Here is a 19229-nt window from a genome sequence, read left to right on the forward strand (position 1 = left end):
ACTTTTTTAATCTAAAACCGAATAATCTCCTATGCTTACGGAAGTGAAATTCCCATCAAATTTGGCGAAGTTCCCTATCATAGCCTTATCGAGCTTAGCATTAAGAACCTGTGAGTTTTCTTGAATCAAGGAGTTTTTAATGGATGAATTATCAATCATTGTACCATTTCCAATGGAAACATTTGGACCGATTTTAGCATTTTTCAAAAACACGTTTTCCCCAATAAAACAAGGCTCTATAATTTCAGAATTTACAATTTTTACGGAAGAAGAAATCAATTGTTCTTTTTGGTCTTCATGAATAAATTTCAGCATTCTAGAATTCGTCTCAACGGTCACCTGTTTATTGCCACAATCCATCCATTCATCAACCTGTCCTGGTTTAAAAATAGCACCATTTTCTTTCATCTTCTTAATCCCATCATTGATTTGGTATTCACCGCCATGCATGATGTTTTCTTCAATGACTTTCTCCAACTGAGTTTTGAGCTGTGAGACTTCTTTAAAATAGTAAATCCCAATCACTGCCAGGTCAGAAACAAAGTCCTTAGATTTTTCTACTAACTCTGTGATTTGCCCTTTGTCATTCAATTTTATGACCCCAAAAGCTTCAGGGTTTTCTACCTGTTTCACCCACATAACTGCATCGGCTTCTTTGTCTAATTTGAAATCAGCTTTAAACAGGGTATCGGCATAGGCAATTACAGCAGGACCGCTCAATGAGTCTTTAGCACACATAATGGCATGACCCGTTCCTAAAGGTTTATCTTGATAATAAATAGTCGATTTCGCCTTTAAACCTGTCGCAATCTCTTTCAGCTTTGTTTCAATTTCAACACCAAAATCTTCAGAAATAATAAAAGCTATTTCATCAATTTCATCTTCAAGTACATCTGCAATACCTTCAACCAAACGCTGTACAATAGGTTTTCCAGCAATAGGTATTAAGGGTTTCGGAATGGTAAGTGTATGTGGTCTTAGTCTTGAGCCTCTTCCGGCCATGGGAACTATAATTTTCATAAAGTAAATTTAATAATTTTTTGCACTAAGATAGCCTTCCGCTCTTACATGCTTGTAAATTTCTGATATGTTTTCTGGGATCTCTGCTCGAATAAACCAATTAACATCAAGTCCGCAGAAAATTGCCATTTTCATTAAAGGGGGGTTATCTACGATAAGGCCACCTAATTCTTTGAGGTTTTCTTCTAGCTCTAGTAGGTAATCTTGGTCTAATTTATCGATGAGAACAAGAATTTTATAAGCTCTAGCGATGAGCGCTACCCCTATTTTTTTAAATTTACGCGGCGTAGCTTTAATAATATGAGGGTTATTATGTTTTAAAACTTCCTTCAATAAAAGCAAGTTTAGACTAGCCTCTCCAAATTTATCTTTGGTAACTTTAACGTGTTCGGTTATATCCCCACTCAAAAAACGGATGTCCATATTTAAATATCCCACAGAGTAAAATTCCTTGTCAAACAGTTTCGTTCTTTCTTTAATATTCTCTTCCATTTGGGAGCGCTTATCTTCTAAACTAGTGGAACTCACCAGTTCAAAATGTAAACGCTTAGCCAGTATCTTATCTTTCTTCAGCAGGCGCAATATGAGCTTATCTTTTTCTTTGTCTGGAAGAAAGCTAAGTGCTTCTTTAAAGTCTTTTTCGAATGTCATATCTATCTAAAATTAAAAGTAGAACCCTCCGTTCTTGATTTGCTTTTAAAATACCTATTATTGTCCCGTACTTCCAAATCCTCCTTCCCCTCTTTGAGTTTCTGTTAGGGTATCTTCTTCTTGCCACTCCGCTTGTTCGTGTTGTGCTAGAACAAGTTGAGCGATACGATCGCCTGAATTTATGGTAAAGGTTTCTTTGGATAGATTCACCAGAATAACTCCAATTTCTCCACGGTAATCTGCATCTATAGTGCCTGGAGAATTGAGAACGGTAATGCCTTTTTTGAGAGCCAAACCGCTTCTTGGTCTTACTTGGGCTTCCACACCAAAAGGAAGTTCTATAAAAAGTCCTGTTTTGACAAGACAGCGCTCTAAGCTTTCTAAATGAATAGGTTCCTTAATATTTGCTTTAAGGTCTACTCCTGCAGATTGAGACGTCTCATACTTAGGCAATTCAAAATCGGAACGATTGATAATCTTTACTTTCATGGTTATTTTGTTTTTATAAGTCTTTGGAGTTCCTCTTTTTCGTTGAAATAAACTCCACTACAGAAAACTATAATAAGAGAAATTCCCACTAGGTAATTTTCTCTAAAGTAATAAAACGAAAGTATAGAAAATAGAATTGAAACACCTAAGTAGATTAATATTTTACCATATTTATAAGGAATGGCATAATGCTTTTGGCCTAAGAAAAACGAAAGTAACATCATGCTAGCATAAGCAGTTAAGGTAGCAATAGCAGATCCTACATACCCTATTTTAGGAATTAACCAAATATTGATTCCTATTGTAAAAAGCGCTCCAATTGAGGAAATATAGGCACCATAATGAGTTTTGTCTGTGACTTTATACCAAACAGATAGATTATGATAAATTCCTAAAAACAAATTGGCCAGTAGAATAATTGGAACAATCTTCATGGCTTCCCAATAGCTTTCATCTTGAATTAAAAGCTGTTTAAAGAGGTCTGCAAATACCATAACGCCCAATAAAATTATAGAACCAACAATCACAAAATATTTGGTGATCATCGCGTAAGCTGTTTTGGGATTTTTGCTAGACGCATGGCTAAAAAAGAAAGGCTCTATACCCAATCTGAACGCCGTAGCAAAGAGAGTCATAAACATCCCCAGCTTATAGCAAGCCGAGTAAATCCCAATTTGCTCTTTAGCTATATTTTCTGGTAACATCCGTTCCAAAAACAAGCGATCTACAACTTCATTGATAGAAAAGGCTAAGCCCGCAACCAAAACCGGAAGACCATAGGACATCATAGATTTCCATAAACTCCAGTTAAATTGAAATTTGATTTTCTTAAAGAAATCGAATAAGAGAAACAAAGTAACCCCACTGGCAATTAGCATAGAGATAAAGATGTAAGTCACTTCAAAATTGGGAATATAGATCGATTGGAAAAAAGAATTTGTTTCAGACCATTGACCCAAATAGAGGAGAAAAAACACGCTCAAACCCAAATTAATGGCAACATTCACAGTTTTGATAAATGCAAATTTTACAGGTTGGTTGGTCGCTCTTAACCAGGAAAATGGGATAATAGCCAAAGCATCTAAAGCCAAAATCCAAATGATGATTTGTAGATTTTGAGGATTAATCCGTGTGAAATTTTCAATGTTTGATATCGATAGGTAGGCTAAGGCTAGAAAAGCTAGAGTTGTGATGAGAATAGACCAAGTGGAGGTGTGTATCACTTGAGATTTATCTTCTTCTTTATTATAAAACCTGAAAAAAGCCGTTTCCATCCCATAGGCTAAAATCACATTGAAAATAACAAAGTAGGAGAAGATGATGGAGTAATCTCCAAAAGAAGTATTTTCTAGGACCCCTGTATATAAGGGAACCAAAATAACTGAAAGCATCCTCGGGATTACTGTCGCTACTCCGTAAATAAAGGTGTTTTTAAAAAGCTTTTTATAGATACTCACCCGAAAAATTCATTTTTTCAAATGTAGTAAATTATAAAGTCGAACCGTGACAAAATAAGTTGTCACATAACTTGGTAATCTGTCACCCTAAACTTGACTGAATGCAACTGGTAGGCTGACTTATTTCAGGGTCTTCAATTCTCTTGACTTTTAATATTCTAAGATTCCGAAAACCCCTCTTAAAATTTCATTGGTCGGGTTAGAAAGAGAGTTTTCCTAAATTGAGATGCCTCCTCTTCAAGTTCAGCATACCTTACCTACTCAACAGAAATTAAGATATCATCCAATTCATAAGTTCCATCATTAGCTTCACCACCGCTGCCTATATATCTAAAGGCGATGTAACCATCCCCTTCAAAACAGGACATTAATGTTGGGTTACTGAAAAAACGTTATAATCTTAAACGACTGTAAGAATTCTTAGTTATTACCCGCCGTTTTTGTTGGAATATTATTTAAGCTGATTAAAATAATTGTTTAATAAAGTTGTTGCTTGAAATAATCACTCGTCTCTTTGTCTTTACAATATATATAGCAGCCCTTCATCCCCCTAGTCATTAAGGTTCTATAGGTATTTTTGATTATCTCTTTTAAAAGTGATTTCCAATATTCTGGATTAACCTTTATGCCACTTTTCCAGCCAAACACAGTTCTATCACCCTTATCACGTTTTATAGGCTGTACTAATATTTCTCCATCCCGAACAATGAGGTCTTCTCCAATAATAACACCTACGTAGTCAAGTTCGAGCCCCTGAGCTGTATGAATACATCCGATTTCAGTAACAGATTCTTCATCTATAACCCATTTGCCACCATAATCAGTCATATTCCACTTCATATTAAAGCCAAATTCCTCCTCTTTGAAATCGTAAACGTCAGGATTCTTTTTACTATCCCAAGCCCAACAATAGCCTGCCACTAATCTTGCTTTATTGTTTATTTTATTTTTTTTAAAGATTTCTTGCTGAAGAGCTAAAGGATCATCAAAAACTTTAAAATCGTATTCATAATCAAGGCTTTCTAAATCAAAATTTGCAGTTTCTCTAATTTGCAAAACATTATCTAGCCAAGCTAAGTAACCGTCAGAACCATTACATCTAAACTGCGATTCTAATTTTAGTTTAGTAACGCCTATTTTTCGTTCTTCAGCAAACTTCTCTATTAAATAAGATTCACCGTAATCGTCTACAGAAACACGTTGATTCTTATCAATGAAGAATATTGATGATAAAGCTGTTTCTAAAATCTCAATGATTTGGTTTTTTCCTCTTTTTAAAAACCCAGTACGTTCTGTCAAGCGATGTGCCTCATCAACTATAAGAGTGTTTATTGCGTTTTCAGGTGCGTTGATAAACGTTCCCGAACCTACAAATAGATTTTTAAGTTCAACTTTTTTCTTTGTTCCAGATAATTTTTCAAAGTACACATCTCGTGGGGCAGAAGTTTTAGTAACATACTGCGACATCTTGCCTCTTCTGTTAAGCTCTACCAACAAATTTATAGCAACAACAGATTTACCTGTGCCTGGACCACCCTCTACAATAAGTACATTTTTATTTTTTTCATTTGACTTGATTCCTAAATCCAAAGCTGTCTCATATACAACTTTTTGGTCATCAATCATTACAAACTCTTGATTCCCTTTGATCATGTTTTTTAAGCTATCAGCAAGGCTTTTGGTAGGTTTAATTTTACCATTGTCGATGCGGAACATAATATTGGAATGGTCACCTTCTTTTATGAAGCGTTTTATAAACTCTCTTAGCTTGATCGCATCAGGTTGAAGGAAAACTGGCGCTTTTTCTATGTAATAGCTGTAAAATTCGTTGGTGATATTATCGTCAGGTTCATAATTGTGAAGGTAAGCGCAAGGGTGCAATTTAATGTTCTCTTCGTCTACTGTGGCATTAAATGATTGTAATAAGGCTGCATATGACCAAGCTTGATAGGAGGGGTGACTTGTTTCTGTGACACCGTGTTGAAATCTTGTTTTTACAATTCCATCCTTTGGGGTTAATTCAGCTTGTTGCCATTGCTTTAACTCCACAATAATGACATTTTCTTGACCTTCAGAAGTGCCTGATACAATAAAATCAACTCTTTTTGAAGTTTGAGGTAAATGGTACTCAATAGAAATCCCACAATCTTCAGGGATTTCATTATCATATAGCACTCTATCCATATACTGAAGTGAGTTCTGAAAAGACCTCAACTCGTTATTAGCTACTTTTTTACCAGTACGTTCAAGTATCTGTTGGGAAACAATATTATGGATATTATTAGTTAAAATATCATCACTAAATTTTTTTTTGGTCTTGTTGTAAACAAGCATATACTTAAGTTTTTGTTAGTGAATTATAGTTTATTGTATTTAGTATTGACACCTTTAGATTTTGAAATTGGATACTTTTTTGAGTTTATTTTAATCTTTTCCAAGGTGACTGATTCTAGGTCAATTCCCAAATCTGTGGCGATGTACAACAAATAGGAAAAAACATCAGCGACCTCCTCATTGATTTGGTCTTTATTAGTGGTTGAGATATCTTTCCAAAGAAAACATTCTAGTAATTCACTGGCTTCGATAGATAATGCCATTGACAGATCTTTAGGATTGTGGAATTGTTTCCAATCTCTTTCTTCTCTAAACACCTCTAAGGCTTCAATAATTGGGTTAAGTGAAGAGTTAATGCCTCTGTATATAACAAGTAAAACTGATGCCTTTATTTCGACTCTAGATAGGCTTAAAACATCATTCTCAAGAATAATGGTTTCATCTATACTTCCAAAACTTACCGACTTGTATGCATTTTCGTTTAAAAATTGATTAATTCCACTTTCTAAGTTTAAAACTGATCCAAATTCTTCAGCTAGGAATAGCTTATTGAAATTGCCTTCTCTATCTAAGAAACCATTGTAAGCCGATGCTTCTTTATCGTTTCTGGGAAAATGGATGCTTATCATGACTTGATTTTAAAGTGCTTGTTGCGCTATTTCATATTCTTTATCGAAAGGCATACCTAGTTGTGGAAGCATTTCAGGTATTCCAACTGCCCAACTCACATAGTAATATGCCAAAGCCTGAAAACCTGACATTTTTTTATCTATTGAAGGTACATCATAATTATTTTTGGATGGATCAATGCCAGTCATCCCTAAAGTACCAAATTCGAATGCAATTTTTTTAATTTCTGCTTTTGGTTTACTAACAAAAAAGTCCAATGCTTCAACCATGTACATTACAACAGCAGTATTAACCTCATCACTGCTATGTGATTCAACAAACTTTTTACGTTCTTCGATAACATAATCAGATTCTTTACTTTCTAAACCATAGGGGTCTTTGTTGACATCACTAATTACATCCTCAGCTGTTTTAGACTTATTTATGCTTTCTTTTTTAAGCTCAAATAAATCGTCTAACTCTAAATCTTCAGCCCAGTGTTGTAAAAGTTCATATTCTTCAGATGGTTCTTTATCCTTTAAATATTCAAGGTATTCTTGATAAAAATTTTCTGCTTGTTTTCGTTCAATTTTGTTAGACTTAAATTCAGCGATTAAATCAATCCCGTAAAAATCTTTGTACCACAGGGCATTTACTAAGTTCAAAACTTTTGATTTCGAGATGATGGTTTTAGGCATCATTCTTACCACCTCTTTATCGGTTGTTGCTTTAATACCATCCGAGATGATTTTGAACAATGACAGTAATTGAATGGGTCTTGCTTTGCTGTGCTTGCTATAAATGCTATGCTCAATAAACAAGTCGATCGGTGTATTAAATACCTGAGAATTTAAGCCATTGAACAGGGATGTAATTAGCTTTATTATATTTTCGGAAGGGATGCCTTTTTTTAGAAGCCCTGTTTTATAATTGTTTAGTTTTTGAAAAAATTTATCTTGGTGTGATTGATTTGATGTGAATAAAAAATTATTTTCTAGTTTACGAGCTTCAGCGATAAGTTCAAGGTGATACAACTCGTGTAGCATCAAGTGTGGTACAGTTAAGTCCAGTTTTTTGTAAAACAATCTGTGATGATCTCTATTGTGATACTCAGCCACTTCTAATTTAGCAGGCGTATCTATATTTTCTGAAAGTTCAATATCGATTTCTTTACCTGTCTTTTTTATCAAATCATCTTTCAAATAATGAATATCCGATTCAACTTCAGCTAAATTATTTTTGGTTAATTCCTTTGCTATTTCAATTGAAAGCCTCTGGGCGTTCTCATAGACCTCTTCTTTAGGTTTTGAGCATTTTATAGCCTTGATTACCATTTCGAAAGCATTATCGAACTCTTTTAGATTATAATGCACCAGTGCTGTACCATACAAAGCATTTGGGAATTTATTATTCACTTTAATTGATTCTTCAAAAAAGTTTTTGGCTTCAGTTAAATGGTTTTGTTGCGCTAAAAGACTTCCAATGTTTGATAAAGAATAATAATCGTTTGGATCGAATTTTAAAGCAGTATTCCAATAGTTTAATGCTCTTGCAGTATCGGAATTCTTATAATAAAGATTTCCCATTAAAATCAATGCATACGTATTTTTAGGATTTAATTTTAGAGCTGAAATCAAGTAATCTTCGGCTTGTGCCATATTATCAGTTTCAAAATGAATTTGTGCTAAAATTCGGTTAAGCTCTGAAGAATATGGATATAATGGTAGTAGTTTTTTTGCTTTAGATAAGGCTTTTTTAAAATCACCTTTTTCGCACAAACCAATGAGATTTTTATGAATGTCATCTGGTATGAGATTAATGTCATCTATTTCGATTTCAGCTACATCTTCGATTAATTTAAAGTTGAAATCTCGGTAAGTTTCTTTGAGATGACTAATAATGTTTTCATTGTTCTTATCTCTTAAATTTAGGATTTGCGCTAAATCTAATAAGGCAATCTTTATTTTCATTACTGGAATTTAAGTTCAGTTACAAATGTAATTAATTAGATGAATTTTTATATTTAAAACATATAATATCCTTTATGTGTAATTAGTATAAAATGATTTCAAATCTGAAATTTAGAAGTCTAGTTTTGGGATTTATAGTCCTTTTATACAGCTGTTCCTCGGTGCAAAACCCGTCATCGACAAATGAAAAATCGGAAGAATTCCTTATCAATACTATAGGTTTTTATAATTTGGAAAATTTATTCGACACTGAAGATGACCCCACTAAATTTGATGAAAGTTCTCCCATTATGGAAATTGCAGAAGGCGAACGCGAGGCTGTCTACAAAGCTAAAGTCACAAATATGGCTAAAGTCATTGCAGACTTAGGGTCTGATGTAACAGGAACGGCACCGGCACTCATTGGCGTATGTGAAGTTGAAAACTTTAAAGTGTTGCAAGATGTAGTAAATGACCCCTACTTATCTAATTACAATTACGGGATAATCCATTACAACTCACCGGATGCAAGGAGTATCGACGTGGCATTGCTGTATAGAAAAAGCATATTCAGGCCTATCCACTCCAAGGCTCATGAACTCGTGCTGTATAGCGATACCGATAGAACAAAGCGAAGGTATACGAGAGATCAGCTTTATGTTAAGGGGAAATTGGACGGTGAAGAGATGCATTTTATCGTAAATCACTGGCCCTCTAGAAGAGGAGGCGAAAAACGCAGCCGCCCCAACCGAGTTAACGCTGCCAAACTCACTAAAAAAATTAAAGATTCAATTCAAACCCAAGACCCCTATGCGAAAATCCTAATCATGGGAGATTTTAACGATGGCCCTTATAATGAAAGTATAAAAGAGGTTTTGGAAGCCAAAGAATTTTCAGAAAATTTAGGAATAAGGGGACTCTATAATCCCTTTGAAAAGCTTTTTAAAAAAGGCATAGGCACCATCGCTTGGAGAGATACTTGGGATTTATTTGATATGATTCTGGTCTCGAAACCCTTAATTTACACCACCGATTACTCAAGCTATACGCTTTACCAGGCCAATATTTTTAATCCGTATTATCTACAAAATCCAAAAGGCCGCTTTAAAGGCTACCCATTTCGCTCCTTTGCCGATGGTGGATTTACCAATGGCTATAGTGACCACTTTCCGGTGTACTTATATCTGATTAAGAAAAAGTCGGTAGACACCTTGCCTTCTGACTAGAATTTCTATCTCATAGTTCGTGTTGGTTTTTATATTCAGTTCAACTTTTTCAATTAACTTTGAAAATTTTAAACCTATAACAGCTCCGTAGTTCAATGGATAGAACAAAAGTTTCCTAAACTTTAGATCTAAGTTCGATTCTTAGCGGAGCTACTATACTTGAATCGAAACTTTTCATATAGCAGACCATTTCATTAGTCAATTCAAAATCAGGAAAACGGTTATTCTCCAAGTTGTCTTCACAATACGCTTTTATAAAACTGATACAACAGAAAATGTGATTCCTAAAAGTCAAATTCATTATAAATCGAGTATTCTCGAAGTTGAAAAATTCAAGTTAAATATAGACTTATTGATTGCACGGCTTTACCTTGGATCAGATAGTTTGAAGTTTCAAACTTTGATGAGCAGGTTTCTTTATTAAAATATAGCTTTACTTTAGGATGGGATTATGCTGTAAATTCTTAAAATCTAAATTTCAAATACGCCATAAAATACTGTGGAACCGCACGATAGACCAAGTCGCCTCTTTGAAAATTTGTGATGGAACTAAAAGTATAAGACCTAGTATCAAAAATGTTCTGAGCATCTACCCCAAAAACGTAAGATTTATCTTTTGGCCGGTATTCCAAATTAAAACTACTCGTTTGGTAAGTTTCAGAATTGACTTCAAATACTTCATTTCTGAAATTTCCAAACACCCGATCGTAAAGTCTTAATACAGTTTCAAGTTTTCCATTATAAATCGTATTCGTATTGGTTGACTCGCCAATTTCTCCAGAATTTGAATTTATACTTCCAGAGAACTTAAAATTTAAAATCCCATCCCAATAGGTTGTCCCTCTAAAATAATACAAGTCGCTGTCATTGGTGACATTGAAAAGCTCACTATTTAGTATTGAAGGATTTTCAAAAACGGTTTTAGTATAACCGACTTTGAAGCTTGAATCTACAAAGGATAAGTAAGTAGTAAAGCCTAATCTTCCCGCCAACAGACTTCCCCCAGGAATAAATAAACGCCTTGATACGTTCAAGCCTTCACTCAACAGATTATCTGCCGATAGTTGTTGATTATAGTCAGAATAGGAGATCCCAGCCTCAAACAAAATCCTTTTTTTGGGTCTGGAAAAGATATAATTAAAAGAATATTGATTTCTGGAAATGCTTTCGAGCCTGTTGAGACCCAAAATCAAATTTCTATAATTTTGCACGATGAAGTTGCTGTTCAAATCACTTAAAGTTGGCAATTCATTGATTTTCTTATATCTAATCGTAAAACTACCCAGTTTAGTTTTCCTAAGCCTTAAAGTGAGATTGGGATTAAAAAACAGAAAGCTTCTAGAATCTAGTGTTGTTCTTAAATTCACATTGGACAGTTCGAGATCCCCTTCAGCAATAAGCTTGTCTGGAATAAATTCATACTGAGTTTTAAAACTCACAAAAGATTTTAATCTTGTTTCTGAATTTGTTCCCGATAAACTATCGATTTCAATACTATTAGTAGTACTTCCACGATCGCTTGTTATGTGGTTAAAATCGCGTTCTTGATTTAAAATCCCCGTTTTGAATGCATACGTCAGCTTATTAACTTTAAAAATAGCACTGCCTTCCAAACCTTGATAAACGGTATTGTCTTTTATTTCAGTTTCGAGTTTGCTTGAATTGGAGGCTTCGTCTGGAGAAATGGTGTTTGGATTTATAGTAAACCCTTGTTGGTCTTGGTTGGCTCCTGTAAAGCCATAAAAAGTGAGCGCTCCGTTTGTTATCTTTTTGGTAAAGTGCACATTGGTAGATAAGCTAAGGTTACGTTCGTCTAAAACCTGAGCAATGTTATCCCTAGAATTGAAAAGCAATTCATGATTCACATCAGAATTATTAACCGATAAGTCAGTTTGAAAGGTGATAAAGTGATCTTCATCTATAGAATGTTTTATTTCAAAGTCATTTCTAAGATTGAGGTTTTTGGTTTGAAACGCATTGTCTTCTTGAAAATTGATGGTTTCGTTTGGTAAAAAATAGGAGGTAAGATTGGTATAATCACTTTGAAATTGGTCTGCTGTCACAAACAAGGAATTTCTTAGTTTACTGTCTTTCCAAATGGTCTTATTGGCCAAGAGATTATTGGATACACTCTCATTTTCCACGTAAAATTTGTCATCAATCAATATCGAGTTTGGATTTAAGTTCAAAAATGAATCTTGATCCAAACTATAGTTTTCATCAAAATCATTGAACCCCATTTGCTGGTAGACGTAATTATTGAGTTGCTCTCCTGCTGGCTTGCCAACTGAATTGATATTACCCAAATCCAGAAGTTTCACCTCGGGTCGTATAAGCCCCAGATTAAGATCTACTTCGTAGCGACTATCATTGCCGATTCCTGTTTTTAAAGCTCCAAACCAAATAGATTTGGCTTTATCTTTTAATTTTAAATTGAGTACCACCGCTTCGCTATCTAGAAATTGCTTCAACACTGGGTTTTCACTATAGTTATTGATGACTTCAACTTTGCTGAGTACATCGGCGCTAAGGTTTTTGGAAATGGTTTTATAATTTTTGTCGGCAAGGTCATCTCCTTCTATCAATATTTTTTGAATGCTTTTGCCTTGTGCTTTTATATTTCCATCATCGTCTATTTCAATACCTGGTAAATTTTTTAAGACATCTTCAACAGTTTGCTCTGTTTCGTTAATAAAAGCAGAAACTCTGTAGGCTACCGTATCCCTATTGACTTTAATTTTTTCTTCAGTTTCAAGAACCACCGTATTAAGCTGTTCAACTTTTGGAGTTAAACTGAAATTTTGAGTAATATTTCGCCCTGCTGTAGTATTTACTAAAACGTGTTGCGACTCATAACCAAAACTACTCACCTTTAAATACAATGAATCTGCATCAGCTTTTATCGATAACTCATATTTCCCATTTTCTGTAGAATAGGTGTACCCCAAAAACTTATTTGTAGAAGAACTTATGACGATGCTAGACCCTTCGAGAGGTAAATTTGATCCAACTTCTAAGACTTGACCTTTAATATCTAGCTTTTGAGCCTGAGCCAAAAATGGCATCAATAAGCTTAAATATATAACTATAAGTCGAATAGGTTTAAGAAGTATGCTTAGTGTGATCAAGGATTAAGTTTAGTTTGTATTACTATTCAATTTCATAAACTTCTATATAACTATTTGTTTTCAAAACTTTCGATTTCGAGCCAGATACACCCATGTTTTCTGCTATCATCCTACCTCCCATTCTAGCATCAAGAAAAGCTTTGATTAGAAATTTTTTATGTTCCTCATAAGAAATCCACGAAGACTTAGGATTTTTTATAGGTTTGAGTAAATAAGAGTGCTTGGTAGGGTATTCTATATTTTTAAAATACCAATAGATTTCTTTATCAGTATCATAAGCTTCCAAAATTAAACCCGGCAAGCCTACTAGTTTCCATGGGCCGTAAGGCAAAGGAATTTGTGGCGTAAACCAAGCGGTATAATCTCGCCCTCTAAAGTGGGCGGTTGCTTTTTGAACTTTATAAACTCCTATCATTTTTGTTTCTTCTGCTATGTCCCAAGGAATGTCTATGGTGTTATCCTTGACGTATTTAAACCCTAAATCACGTGAATACAAGATTTTTTCTTTTGGAGTATAATAATATCGAAAACCTTCGGGATTAGTCGCAACAGTAATAGAATGCCTTGCCTCAGGACTAACTTGGAAAGATTTTTGCTCTCTAATGTGTCCACCTTCCAAAGAATCTTTTCTAGTCACATATAAAGAATTGTCTTTGTTAAACACCAACATAGCCCTATAATCTGGGCCAATAGGCGCACCCATATCAATACTTTGGACTTCGCCGTAGTTTACTATGCCTGTTTGGGCAGAAATTTCATCAGTTAATAATATTAAGCAAATAGCTAATAGTAAAATTAAGACTTTCATACTATTAATTTTAACCAAACTTAATTAAAACTAAGTACGTAGTTTTATCATTCTAAACTTTAACAGATTTAGTTTAAATAATGACTATTAATTTAAATTGTGTGTGTAAAAGGTATTTAAAGGTAATTTCACTTATCAATAGCAAAGGCTTCAATATAATTATCTAACCGTTCAGTCTTAGATCTTGATTTTGAAACTCCCATATTTTCAGTCATCATTCTGCCAGCTTCTCTTGCACTAACAGCATCCTTTATTAAAGAATCTTTGTATTCTTTAAAACTTATCCATGAAGCATTTGGGTTGTCAATAGATTTTAACTGATGTGATTGCTTCGTTGGGTATTCTATATTTTTAAAATACCAATAGATTTCTTTATCAGTATCATAAGCTTCCAAAATTAAACCTGGTAAACCTACCAACTTCCATGGCCCGTAAGGCAAAGGAATTTGTGGCGTAAACCAAGCCGTATAATCCCGTCCTCTAAAGTGGGCTGTTGCTTTTTGAACTTTATAAATTCCTATCATTTTTGTCTCTTCTGCTATGTCCCAAGGAATGTCTATGGTGTTGTCTTTTACATAATCAAACCCTAAATCGCGAGCATACAAGGTTTTGTCGTTTGGGTTATAATAATATTGAAATCCCTCAGGGTTAGTTGCCACTGTTATAGTAAAGCCTCTACCAGAAGAAGCACGATAAGATTTTTGTTCATAAATACTTTCTCCTTCCAAAGAGTCTTTTCTCGTAACGTATAAAGAATTATCTTTATCAAACACCAACATAGCTTTATAATCAGGACCAATGGGTGCACCCATTTCCATACTTTGGACTTCTCCATAATTTACGAGGCCTGTTTGGGCAGAAATTTCATCAGTTAATAATGTTGAGCAAATAGCTAATAGTAGAATTAAGAATTTCATAATATTAATTTTAACCAAACTTAATTAAAACTAAGCATATAGTTATATTGATTGTTGATTTTAACAGTATCTCTTTAGTTTATATTACTCTCATTCCTCAACAATAAAGGCCTCAATATAACCATCTAGTTTTTTTAATTTAGAATTTGATTTCGATGACCCTATATTTTCAGCTATCATTTTACCAGCAGCTTTTGCGTCCAAAGATTTTTCAATTCTATTTTTTTTATAATCTTGGAAACTTATCCATGAAGCATTTGGGTTGTCAATAGGTTTTAAAAGGTATGCTTGCTTTGTTGGGTATTCTATATTTTTAAAATACCAATAGATTTCTTTATCAGTATCATAAGCTTCCAAAATTAAACCTGGTAAACCTACCAACTTCCATGGCCCGTAAGGCAAAGGTATTTGTGATGTAAACCAAGCAGTATAATCTCGCCCTCTAAAGTGGGCGGTTGCTTTTTGAACTTTATAAATTCCTATCATTTTTGTCTCTTCTGTTATGTCCCAAGGAATGTCTATAGTGTTATCCTTCACATAATCAAAACCTAAATCTCGTGAAAACAAAGTGTTTTCTTTTGTTTTATAATAATATTGAAAGCCTATTGGGTTGGTCACTACAGTTATTGTAAAACCTCTATTAGAAGAAGCACGATAAGACTTCTGTTCTCGTATATGACCACCTTCCAAAGAGTCTTTTCTCGTAACGTATAAAGAATTATCTTTGTTAAACACCAAAATAGCCCTATAATCAGGACCAATTGGTGCACCCATTTCCATACTTTGGACTTCGCCATAATTGACTATGCCCGTTTGGGGTAAGACATTTAGACTAGTTAAATAAATAATGATTACAAAAAATTTCATGTTTTAAAAATTAAGGCTGGAAAATAAATCTCCAGCCATTGATTAATATTAACTACAAGAATCTTCAAATTGATCACCGAGGTCTTCTGCGTATTTGCAATCTACTACCCCTTCATAGTCTGGATCACCATCGCCATTACAATTTGTTTTAACAGTGCAACTATCACCAAGCATTTCTTCTGAGGATTCAACTGTAGAAGGATTAAACAGAAATAACGGTAACATCAAAAATGACATCAATAAAATTTTCATGATTTTAAATTTTTAAAATTTAAGTGTTGCAATTTTAAATCTTGCCAGATTAGTTAACATAGGTCAACACCTAAGTAAAGATCTCATGAAAAATACATATACTTGTAGCGTCAGCGAGTATGAAATTTTTAATGCTTGTTTTGTGAAATGCTTTTCTTCGGAAGGGCATTTCCTTTTTAAAATTAGAAGAACATTGGCATGATTTATTAATTATTGCTCTAAACTAATAAAAAAAAAACAGTTCATATATTCCTAACTGTTAAATATTAAATTAATGGTTAAATTTACGGTCAAACCGTAAATGAGCTAGGGCTTGGCCCTAAGGATTCGCAATAAATACAAATCTTTTATAAGAATAACATTTCTTATAAACCACTTCAATTCAAATTTCGTTTTTGAATAAAAAAGGTTTTTAAAAGTCTAGAGGCTTCTTCTTCTAAAATACCATGATCGACTTTGGTTTTAGGGTGCAGCTGTGTTCCTAGAATTCGGTATCCGCGCCTCTGGTCGGGAGCAGCAAACACCAATCTTGATAACTGACTCCAATACAAAGCACCAGCGCACATTTGGCAGGGCTCCAGAGTGACATACAGTGTACAACCTCTCAAATACTTGCCACCAATATGATTGGCAGCGGCGGTTATGGCCTGCATCTCGGCGTGGGCGGTCACATCGGTGAGTTGCTCGGTAAGATTGTGACTTCTAGCTATAATCCGGTTGTTGTGCGTCACCACGGCTCCCACAGGGATTTCGCCTTTATCAAAAGCCAGTTGGGCTTCTTGCAAAGCTTTCTTCATAAAATAATGGTCGTCAAAAGGAGTGAGCATAGGATAAAAGGGGTGTTTTTATGACTTTACAATATATCTATTTGGATTCGAGTAAGAGCCTTTTGTTTTAAACTTCATCTCGACTACGCTCGATGTTGAAGCATAATATTCAAACTTAATTAACTTCAAATCTTTATAATCAAAAATTCATACCTATCGAAAATACAATTTCTTATTGGTAACTTTGTACCATGCATTTAGAATTACTTTCTAACATCAATTCGCCTAAAGACTTAAGGCAGTTGGATCCCAATCAGCTTGAGCAGTTGGCTAGAGAACTTCGAGAATTCATCATCGATATCGTTTCTACCAAAGAAGGTCACTTGGGCGCCAGTCTTGGAGTTATTGAACTCACCATCGCCTTACACTATTGTTTTGATACACCAGAGGATTTGTTGGTTTGGGATGTGGGCCACCAAGCCTACGGCCATAAAATATTAACCGGCCGCCGGGAGGTGTTTGACACCAATCGAAAACTGAATGGCATTAGCGGATTTCCCAAACGTGACGAAAGTCCGTACGACACTTTTGGCGTAGGCCATAGCTCCACTTCGATTTCTGCGGCTTTAGGGATGGCCATTTCTTCGCAACTAAAAGGAGATTTTGATAAGCAACACATTGCTGTGATAGGCGATGCTTCCATAGCTTCTGGAATCGCTTTTGAAGGCCTTAATCATGCTGGGGTGACAAATGCCAACTTACTTGTGATTCTCAACGACAATGCTATAGGAATTGATCCAAGTGTTGGAGCCCTCAAAACCTATTTGACCAAAGCTAAAATCGGTAAAAAACCACCACAAGACAATATTATAGAAGCGCTTAACTTCAGCTACGATGGCCCTATAGATGGTCACGATTTACCAGAGCTTCTCAAAGCTTTTGAGCGCCTTAAAACCATAAAAGGCCCTAAGCTTCTTCACATTATTACCAAAAAAGGCAAAGGCCTAAAGCAAGCTGAAGATGACCAGGTGCGCTACCATGCCCCAGGGAAATTTGACAAAACTACTGGTGAAGTTTTACCTAAGAACGATCAAAACTTACCTCCAAAATTTCAAGATGTTTTTGGACTCACTCTATTAGAACTTGCCAGAAAAGACAAGTCTATTGTAGGAATAACACCGGCTATGCCTACGGGAAGTTCCCTAAAGTTCATGATGGAAGAATTTCCAGACAGAGCTTTCGATGTGGGTATTGCCGAGCAACATGCGGTAACACTTTCAGCAGGTATGGCAACACAAGGCCATAGAGTGTTTTGCACGATATATTCCACGTTTTTACAAAGGGCCTACGATCAAGTGATTCACGATGTGGCGCTTCAGAATTTACCAGTTATCTTTTGCATAGATAGAGCAGGTCTAGTAGGCAACGACGGCGCAACTCATCATGGAGCTTACGATTTGGCCTTCTTGCGCTGTATTCCCAATATGATCGTGGCTGCTCCAAGCAATGCTATTGACCTGCGTCAAATGCTTTATACAGCCTCAAAAGGTTTAGAACATCCTATCGCTATTCGATATCCTAGAGGTAGAGGAACGGTGAAAGAGTGGAAGCAAGACTTTAAAGCCATAGAGATAGGCAAAGGCCTGAAACTTAGAGATGGAAAAGACCTCGCTGTTTTAAGCCTTGGCAGTATTTCAAGCGAAGTTGAAGACGCCTTAAATACCATCGATAACTCCTTCAGTATAGCACATTATGACCTTAGGTTTTTAAAACCGCTGGACGAGTCGATGCTTCAATCTGTTTTTAACCGTTTCGAAAACATCATCACTATTGAAGATGGATGCATGAAAGGAGGGTTTGGCGATGCCGTCTTGGACTATGCTCAAACCTCTTCTTATAAAGGTCGTATTCATAAGCTCGGCATTCCAGATGAATTTATTGAACAAGGGGATACCAAAGAGCTTTACGATCTTGCAGGCATTTCTTCTGAAAAAATTAAAGACAAAATCAAAGCTATTTTGAATCCCTAATTGCGGCCGGTTTCCTGAGGATATAATTCGTGTACAGGATCACTTTGCCATACTTGCTTAGATTCTATATCCACCAAGCTTATAGGGCCTTTAAAAGCTGCTCCAGTATCGATATTCCAAAGATTGGCCAGGTTCATGGGTTTAGTTTCTCCAATGCGTGTGGTGGGCGTATGGCCGATATAGATTTCATTAAATAACTTTAAGCGATCTGGATAAATGTGGTCGCTGGGCGTTAAAGACGTATCCATAGCTAAGACCATTTCCCAGAGCGTTCTATCCCAATACACTGTATTGGCGTGAAATTCTGAGGCTGGACCGTGCATATTGGCAAACCCTGCGTGTAAAAAAAGTCGGTTTTTGCTATCGATATGGTAGTTGGTGAGGTTTTCTAGAAATCGTTGATGGAGATTTTTCAGGGTTGGATTTACGGTTTCGTAAGCTTTCATAGTGCTATCTCCTCCATGCTGTAACCATTTGGGATTGGAATTGCCTGTTTTGAACCAGTCGAGAACAAGGTCATCATGGTTGCCTCTTATGAATATACAGTCTCTCTCTTCCTTAAGCTGAATAAGGTACGAAAGAAGTTCTGGAGTTTCACTCCACCCATCGACGTAATCGCCAAGGAAAATTAATTGATCCTGACTCGTTACTTTTGCACGATCTAAGACTTGAATTAAAGCCTTAAAACCTCCGTGTATATCTCCAATCACCAGTGTCCTACTCAT

The 19229-nt window shown here is 35.3% G+C and carries 16 protein-coding genes and 1 tRNA gene; 3 read left to right on the forward strand and 14 right to left on the reverse strand.

Going from position 1 to position 19229, the window contains the following annotated elements; genetic code table 11:
• Positions 1 to 6 precede the first annotated feature (6 nt).
• From PGOND44_RS00260 to PGOND44_RS00290, 7 genes are all read right to left on the reverse strand, one after another.
• On the reverse strand, positions 7 to 1020 hold the full coding sequence (locus PGOND44_RS00260) for a sugar phosphate nucleotidyltransferase (protein WP_003434555.1): 1014 nt from the start codon (positions 1018 to 1020) through the stop codon (positions 7 to 9).
• A gap of 9 nt (positions 1021 to 1029) precedes the next feature.
• Positions 1030 to 1671 carry a hypothetical protein gene (locus PGOND44_RS00265; protein ID WP_003434556.1) on the reverse strand — a complete coding sequence of 214 codons (642 nt, stop codon included), beginning with the start codon at positions 1669 to 1671 and terminating at the stop codon, positions 1030 to 1032.
• 57 nt (positions 1672 to 1728) lie between these two features.
• The gene (gene dut / locus PGOND44_RS00270) at positions 1729 to 2160 is read right to left on the reverse strand and encodes a dUTP diphosphatase (RefSeq protein ID WP_003434557.1); all 432 of its coding nucleotides are present in this window, start codon (positions 2158 to 2160) and stop codon (positions 1729 to 1731) included.
• Positions 2161 to 2162: 2 nt separating this feature from the next.
• The gene (locus PGOND44_RS00275; RefSeq protein WP_003434559.1) at positions 2163 to 3617 is read right to left on the reverse strand and encodes a lipopolysaccharide biosynthesis protein; all 1455 of its coding nucleotides are present in this window, start codon (positions 3615 to 3617) and stop codon (positions 2163 to 2165) included.
• 477 nt (positions 3618 to 4094) lie between these two features.
• Positions 4095 to 5951, reverse strand: coding sequence for a DUF2075 domain-containing protein (locus PGOND44_RS00280; RefSeq protein WP_003434562.1), 1857 nt, complete (start codon positions 5949 to 5951; stop codon positions 4095 to 4097).
• Positions 5952 to 5974: 23 nt separating this feature from the next.
• Positions 5975 to 6580 carry a nucleotide pyrophosphohydrolase gene (locus PGOND44_RS15110; RefSeq protein ID WP_003434565.1) on the reverse strand — a complete coding sequence of 202 codons (606 nt, stop codon included), beginning with the start codon at positions 6578 to 6580 and terminating at the stop codon, positions 5975 to 5977.
• Between the two features lie 9 nt (positions 6581 to 6589).
• Positions 6590 to 8530 (reverse strand): tetratricopeptide repeat protein, encoded by a 1941-nt coding sequence (locus tag PGOND44_RS00290; protein WP_003434567.1) that lies wholly within the window; start codon positions 8528 to 8530, stop codon positions 6590 to 6592.
• A 92-nt stretch (positions 8531 to 8622) separates the two neighbouring features.
• On the opposite strand from PGOND44_RS00290, the gene PGOND44_RS00295 reads away from it, so the two are divergent.
• The gene (locus PGOND44_RS00295) at positions 8623 to 9735 is read left to right on the forward strand and encodes an endonuclease/exonuclease/phosphatase family protein (protein ID WP_003434569.1); all 1113 of its coding nucleotides are present in this window, start codon (positions 8623 to 8625) and stop codon (positions 9733 to 9735) included.
• Between the two features lie 81 nt (positions 9736 to 9816).
• A tRNA-Arg gene (locus PGOND44_RS00300) sits at positions 9817 to 9888 on the forward strand.
• Positions 9889 to 10199: 311 nt separating this feature from the next.
• Here the strand turns inward: PGOND44_RS00300 and PGOND44_RS00305 are convergent.
• The 6 genes from PGOND44_RS00305 to PGOND44_RS00330 all read right to left on the reverse strand — a co-directional run bounded on the left by PGOND44_RS00305 (position 10200) and on the right by PGOND44_RS00330 (position 16534).
• Positions 10200 to 12863: a carboxypeptidase-like regulatory domain-containing protein gene (locus PGOND44_RS00305; RefSeq protein ID WP_155943770.1), complete on the reverse strand. Its 2664-nt coding sequence runs from the start codon at positions 12861 to 12863 to the stop codon at positions 10200 to 10202.
• A gap of 22 nt (positions 12864 to 12885) precedes the next feature.
• Complete coding sequence (locus tag PGOND44_RS00310) at positions 12886 to 13671, reverse strand: GLPGLI family protein (protein WP_003434574.1); 786 nt, start codon at positions 13669 to 13671, stop codon at positions 12886 to 12888.
• Between the two features lie 128 nt (positions 13672 to 13799).
• Positions 13800 to 14588: a GLPGLI family protein gene (locus PGOND44_RS00315; protein ID WP_003434577.1), complete on the reverse strand. Its 789-nt coding sequence runs from the start codon at positions 14586 to 14588 to the stop codon at positions 13800 to 13802.
• Positions 14589 to 14678: 90 nt separating this feature from the next.
• The gene (locus PGOND44_RS00320; RefSeq protein ID WP_003434580.1) at positions 14679 to 15455 is read right to left on the reverse strand and encodes a GLPGLI family protein; all 777 of its coding nucleotides are present in this window, start codon (positions 15453 to 15455) and stop codon (positions 14679 to 14681) included.
• A gap of 48 nt (positions 15456 to 15503) precedes the next feature.
• Positions 15504 to 15692 carry a hypothetical protein gene (locus tag PGOND44_RS00325; RefSeq protein ID WP_155943771.1) on the reverse strand — a complete coding sequence of 63 codons (189 nt, stop codon included), beginning with the start codon at positions 15690 to 15692 and terminating at the stop codon, positions 15504 to 15506.
• 392 nt (positions 15693 to 16084) lie between these two features.
• Complete coding sequence (locus PGOND44_RS00330; protein ID WP_003434586.1) at positions 16085 to 16534, reverse strand: nucleoside deaminase; 450 nt, start codon at positions 16532 to 16534, stop codon at positions 16085 to 16087.
• A gap of 191 nt (positions 16535 to 16725) precedes the next feature.
• Between PGOND44_RS00330 and PGOND44_RS00335 the strand changes: the two genes are divergently transcribed.
• Complete coding sequence (locus tag PGOND44_RS00335) at positions 16726 to 18504, forward strand: 1-deoxy-D-xylulose-5-phosphate synthase (protein ID WP_003434588.1); 1779 nt, start codon at positions 16726 to 16728, stop codon at positions 18502 to 18504.
• Here the strand turns inward: PGOND44_RS00335 and PGOND44_RS00340 are convergent.
• Positions 18501 to 19229, reverse strand: coding sequence for a metallophosphoesterase family protein (locus PGOND44_RS00340; protein WP_003434591.1), 729 nt, complete (start codon positions 19227 to 19229; stop codon positions 18501 to 18503). The genes PGOND44_RS00335 and PGOND44_RS00340 overlap by 4 nt on opposite strands.

The organism is Psychroflexus gondwanensis ACAM 44, from assembly GCF_000355905.1.
Taxonomy (GTDB): domain Bacteria; phylum Bacteroidota; class Bacteroidia; order Flavobacteriales; family Flavobacteriaceae; genus Psychroflexus; species Psychroflexus gondwanensis.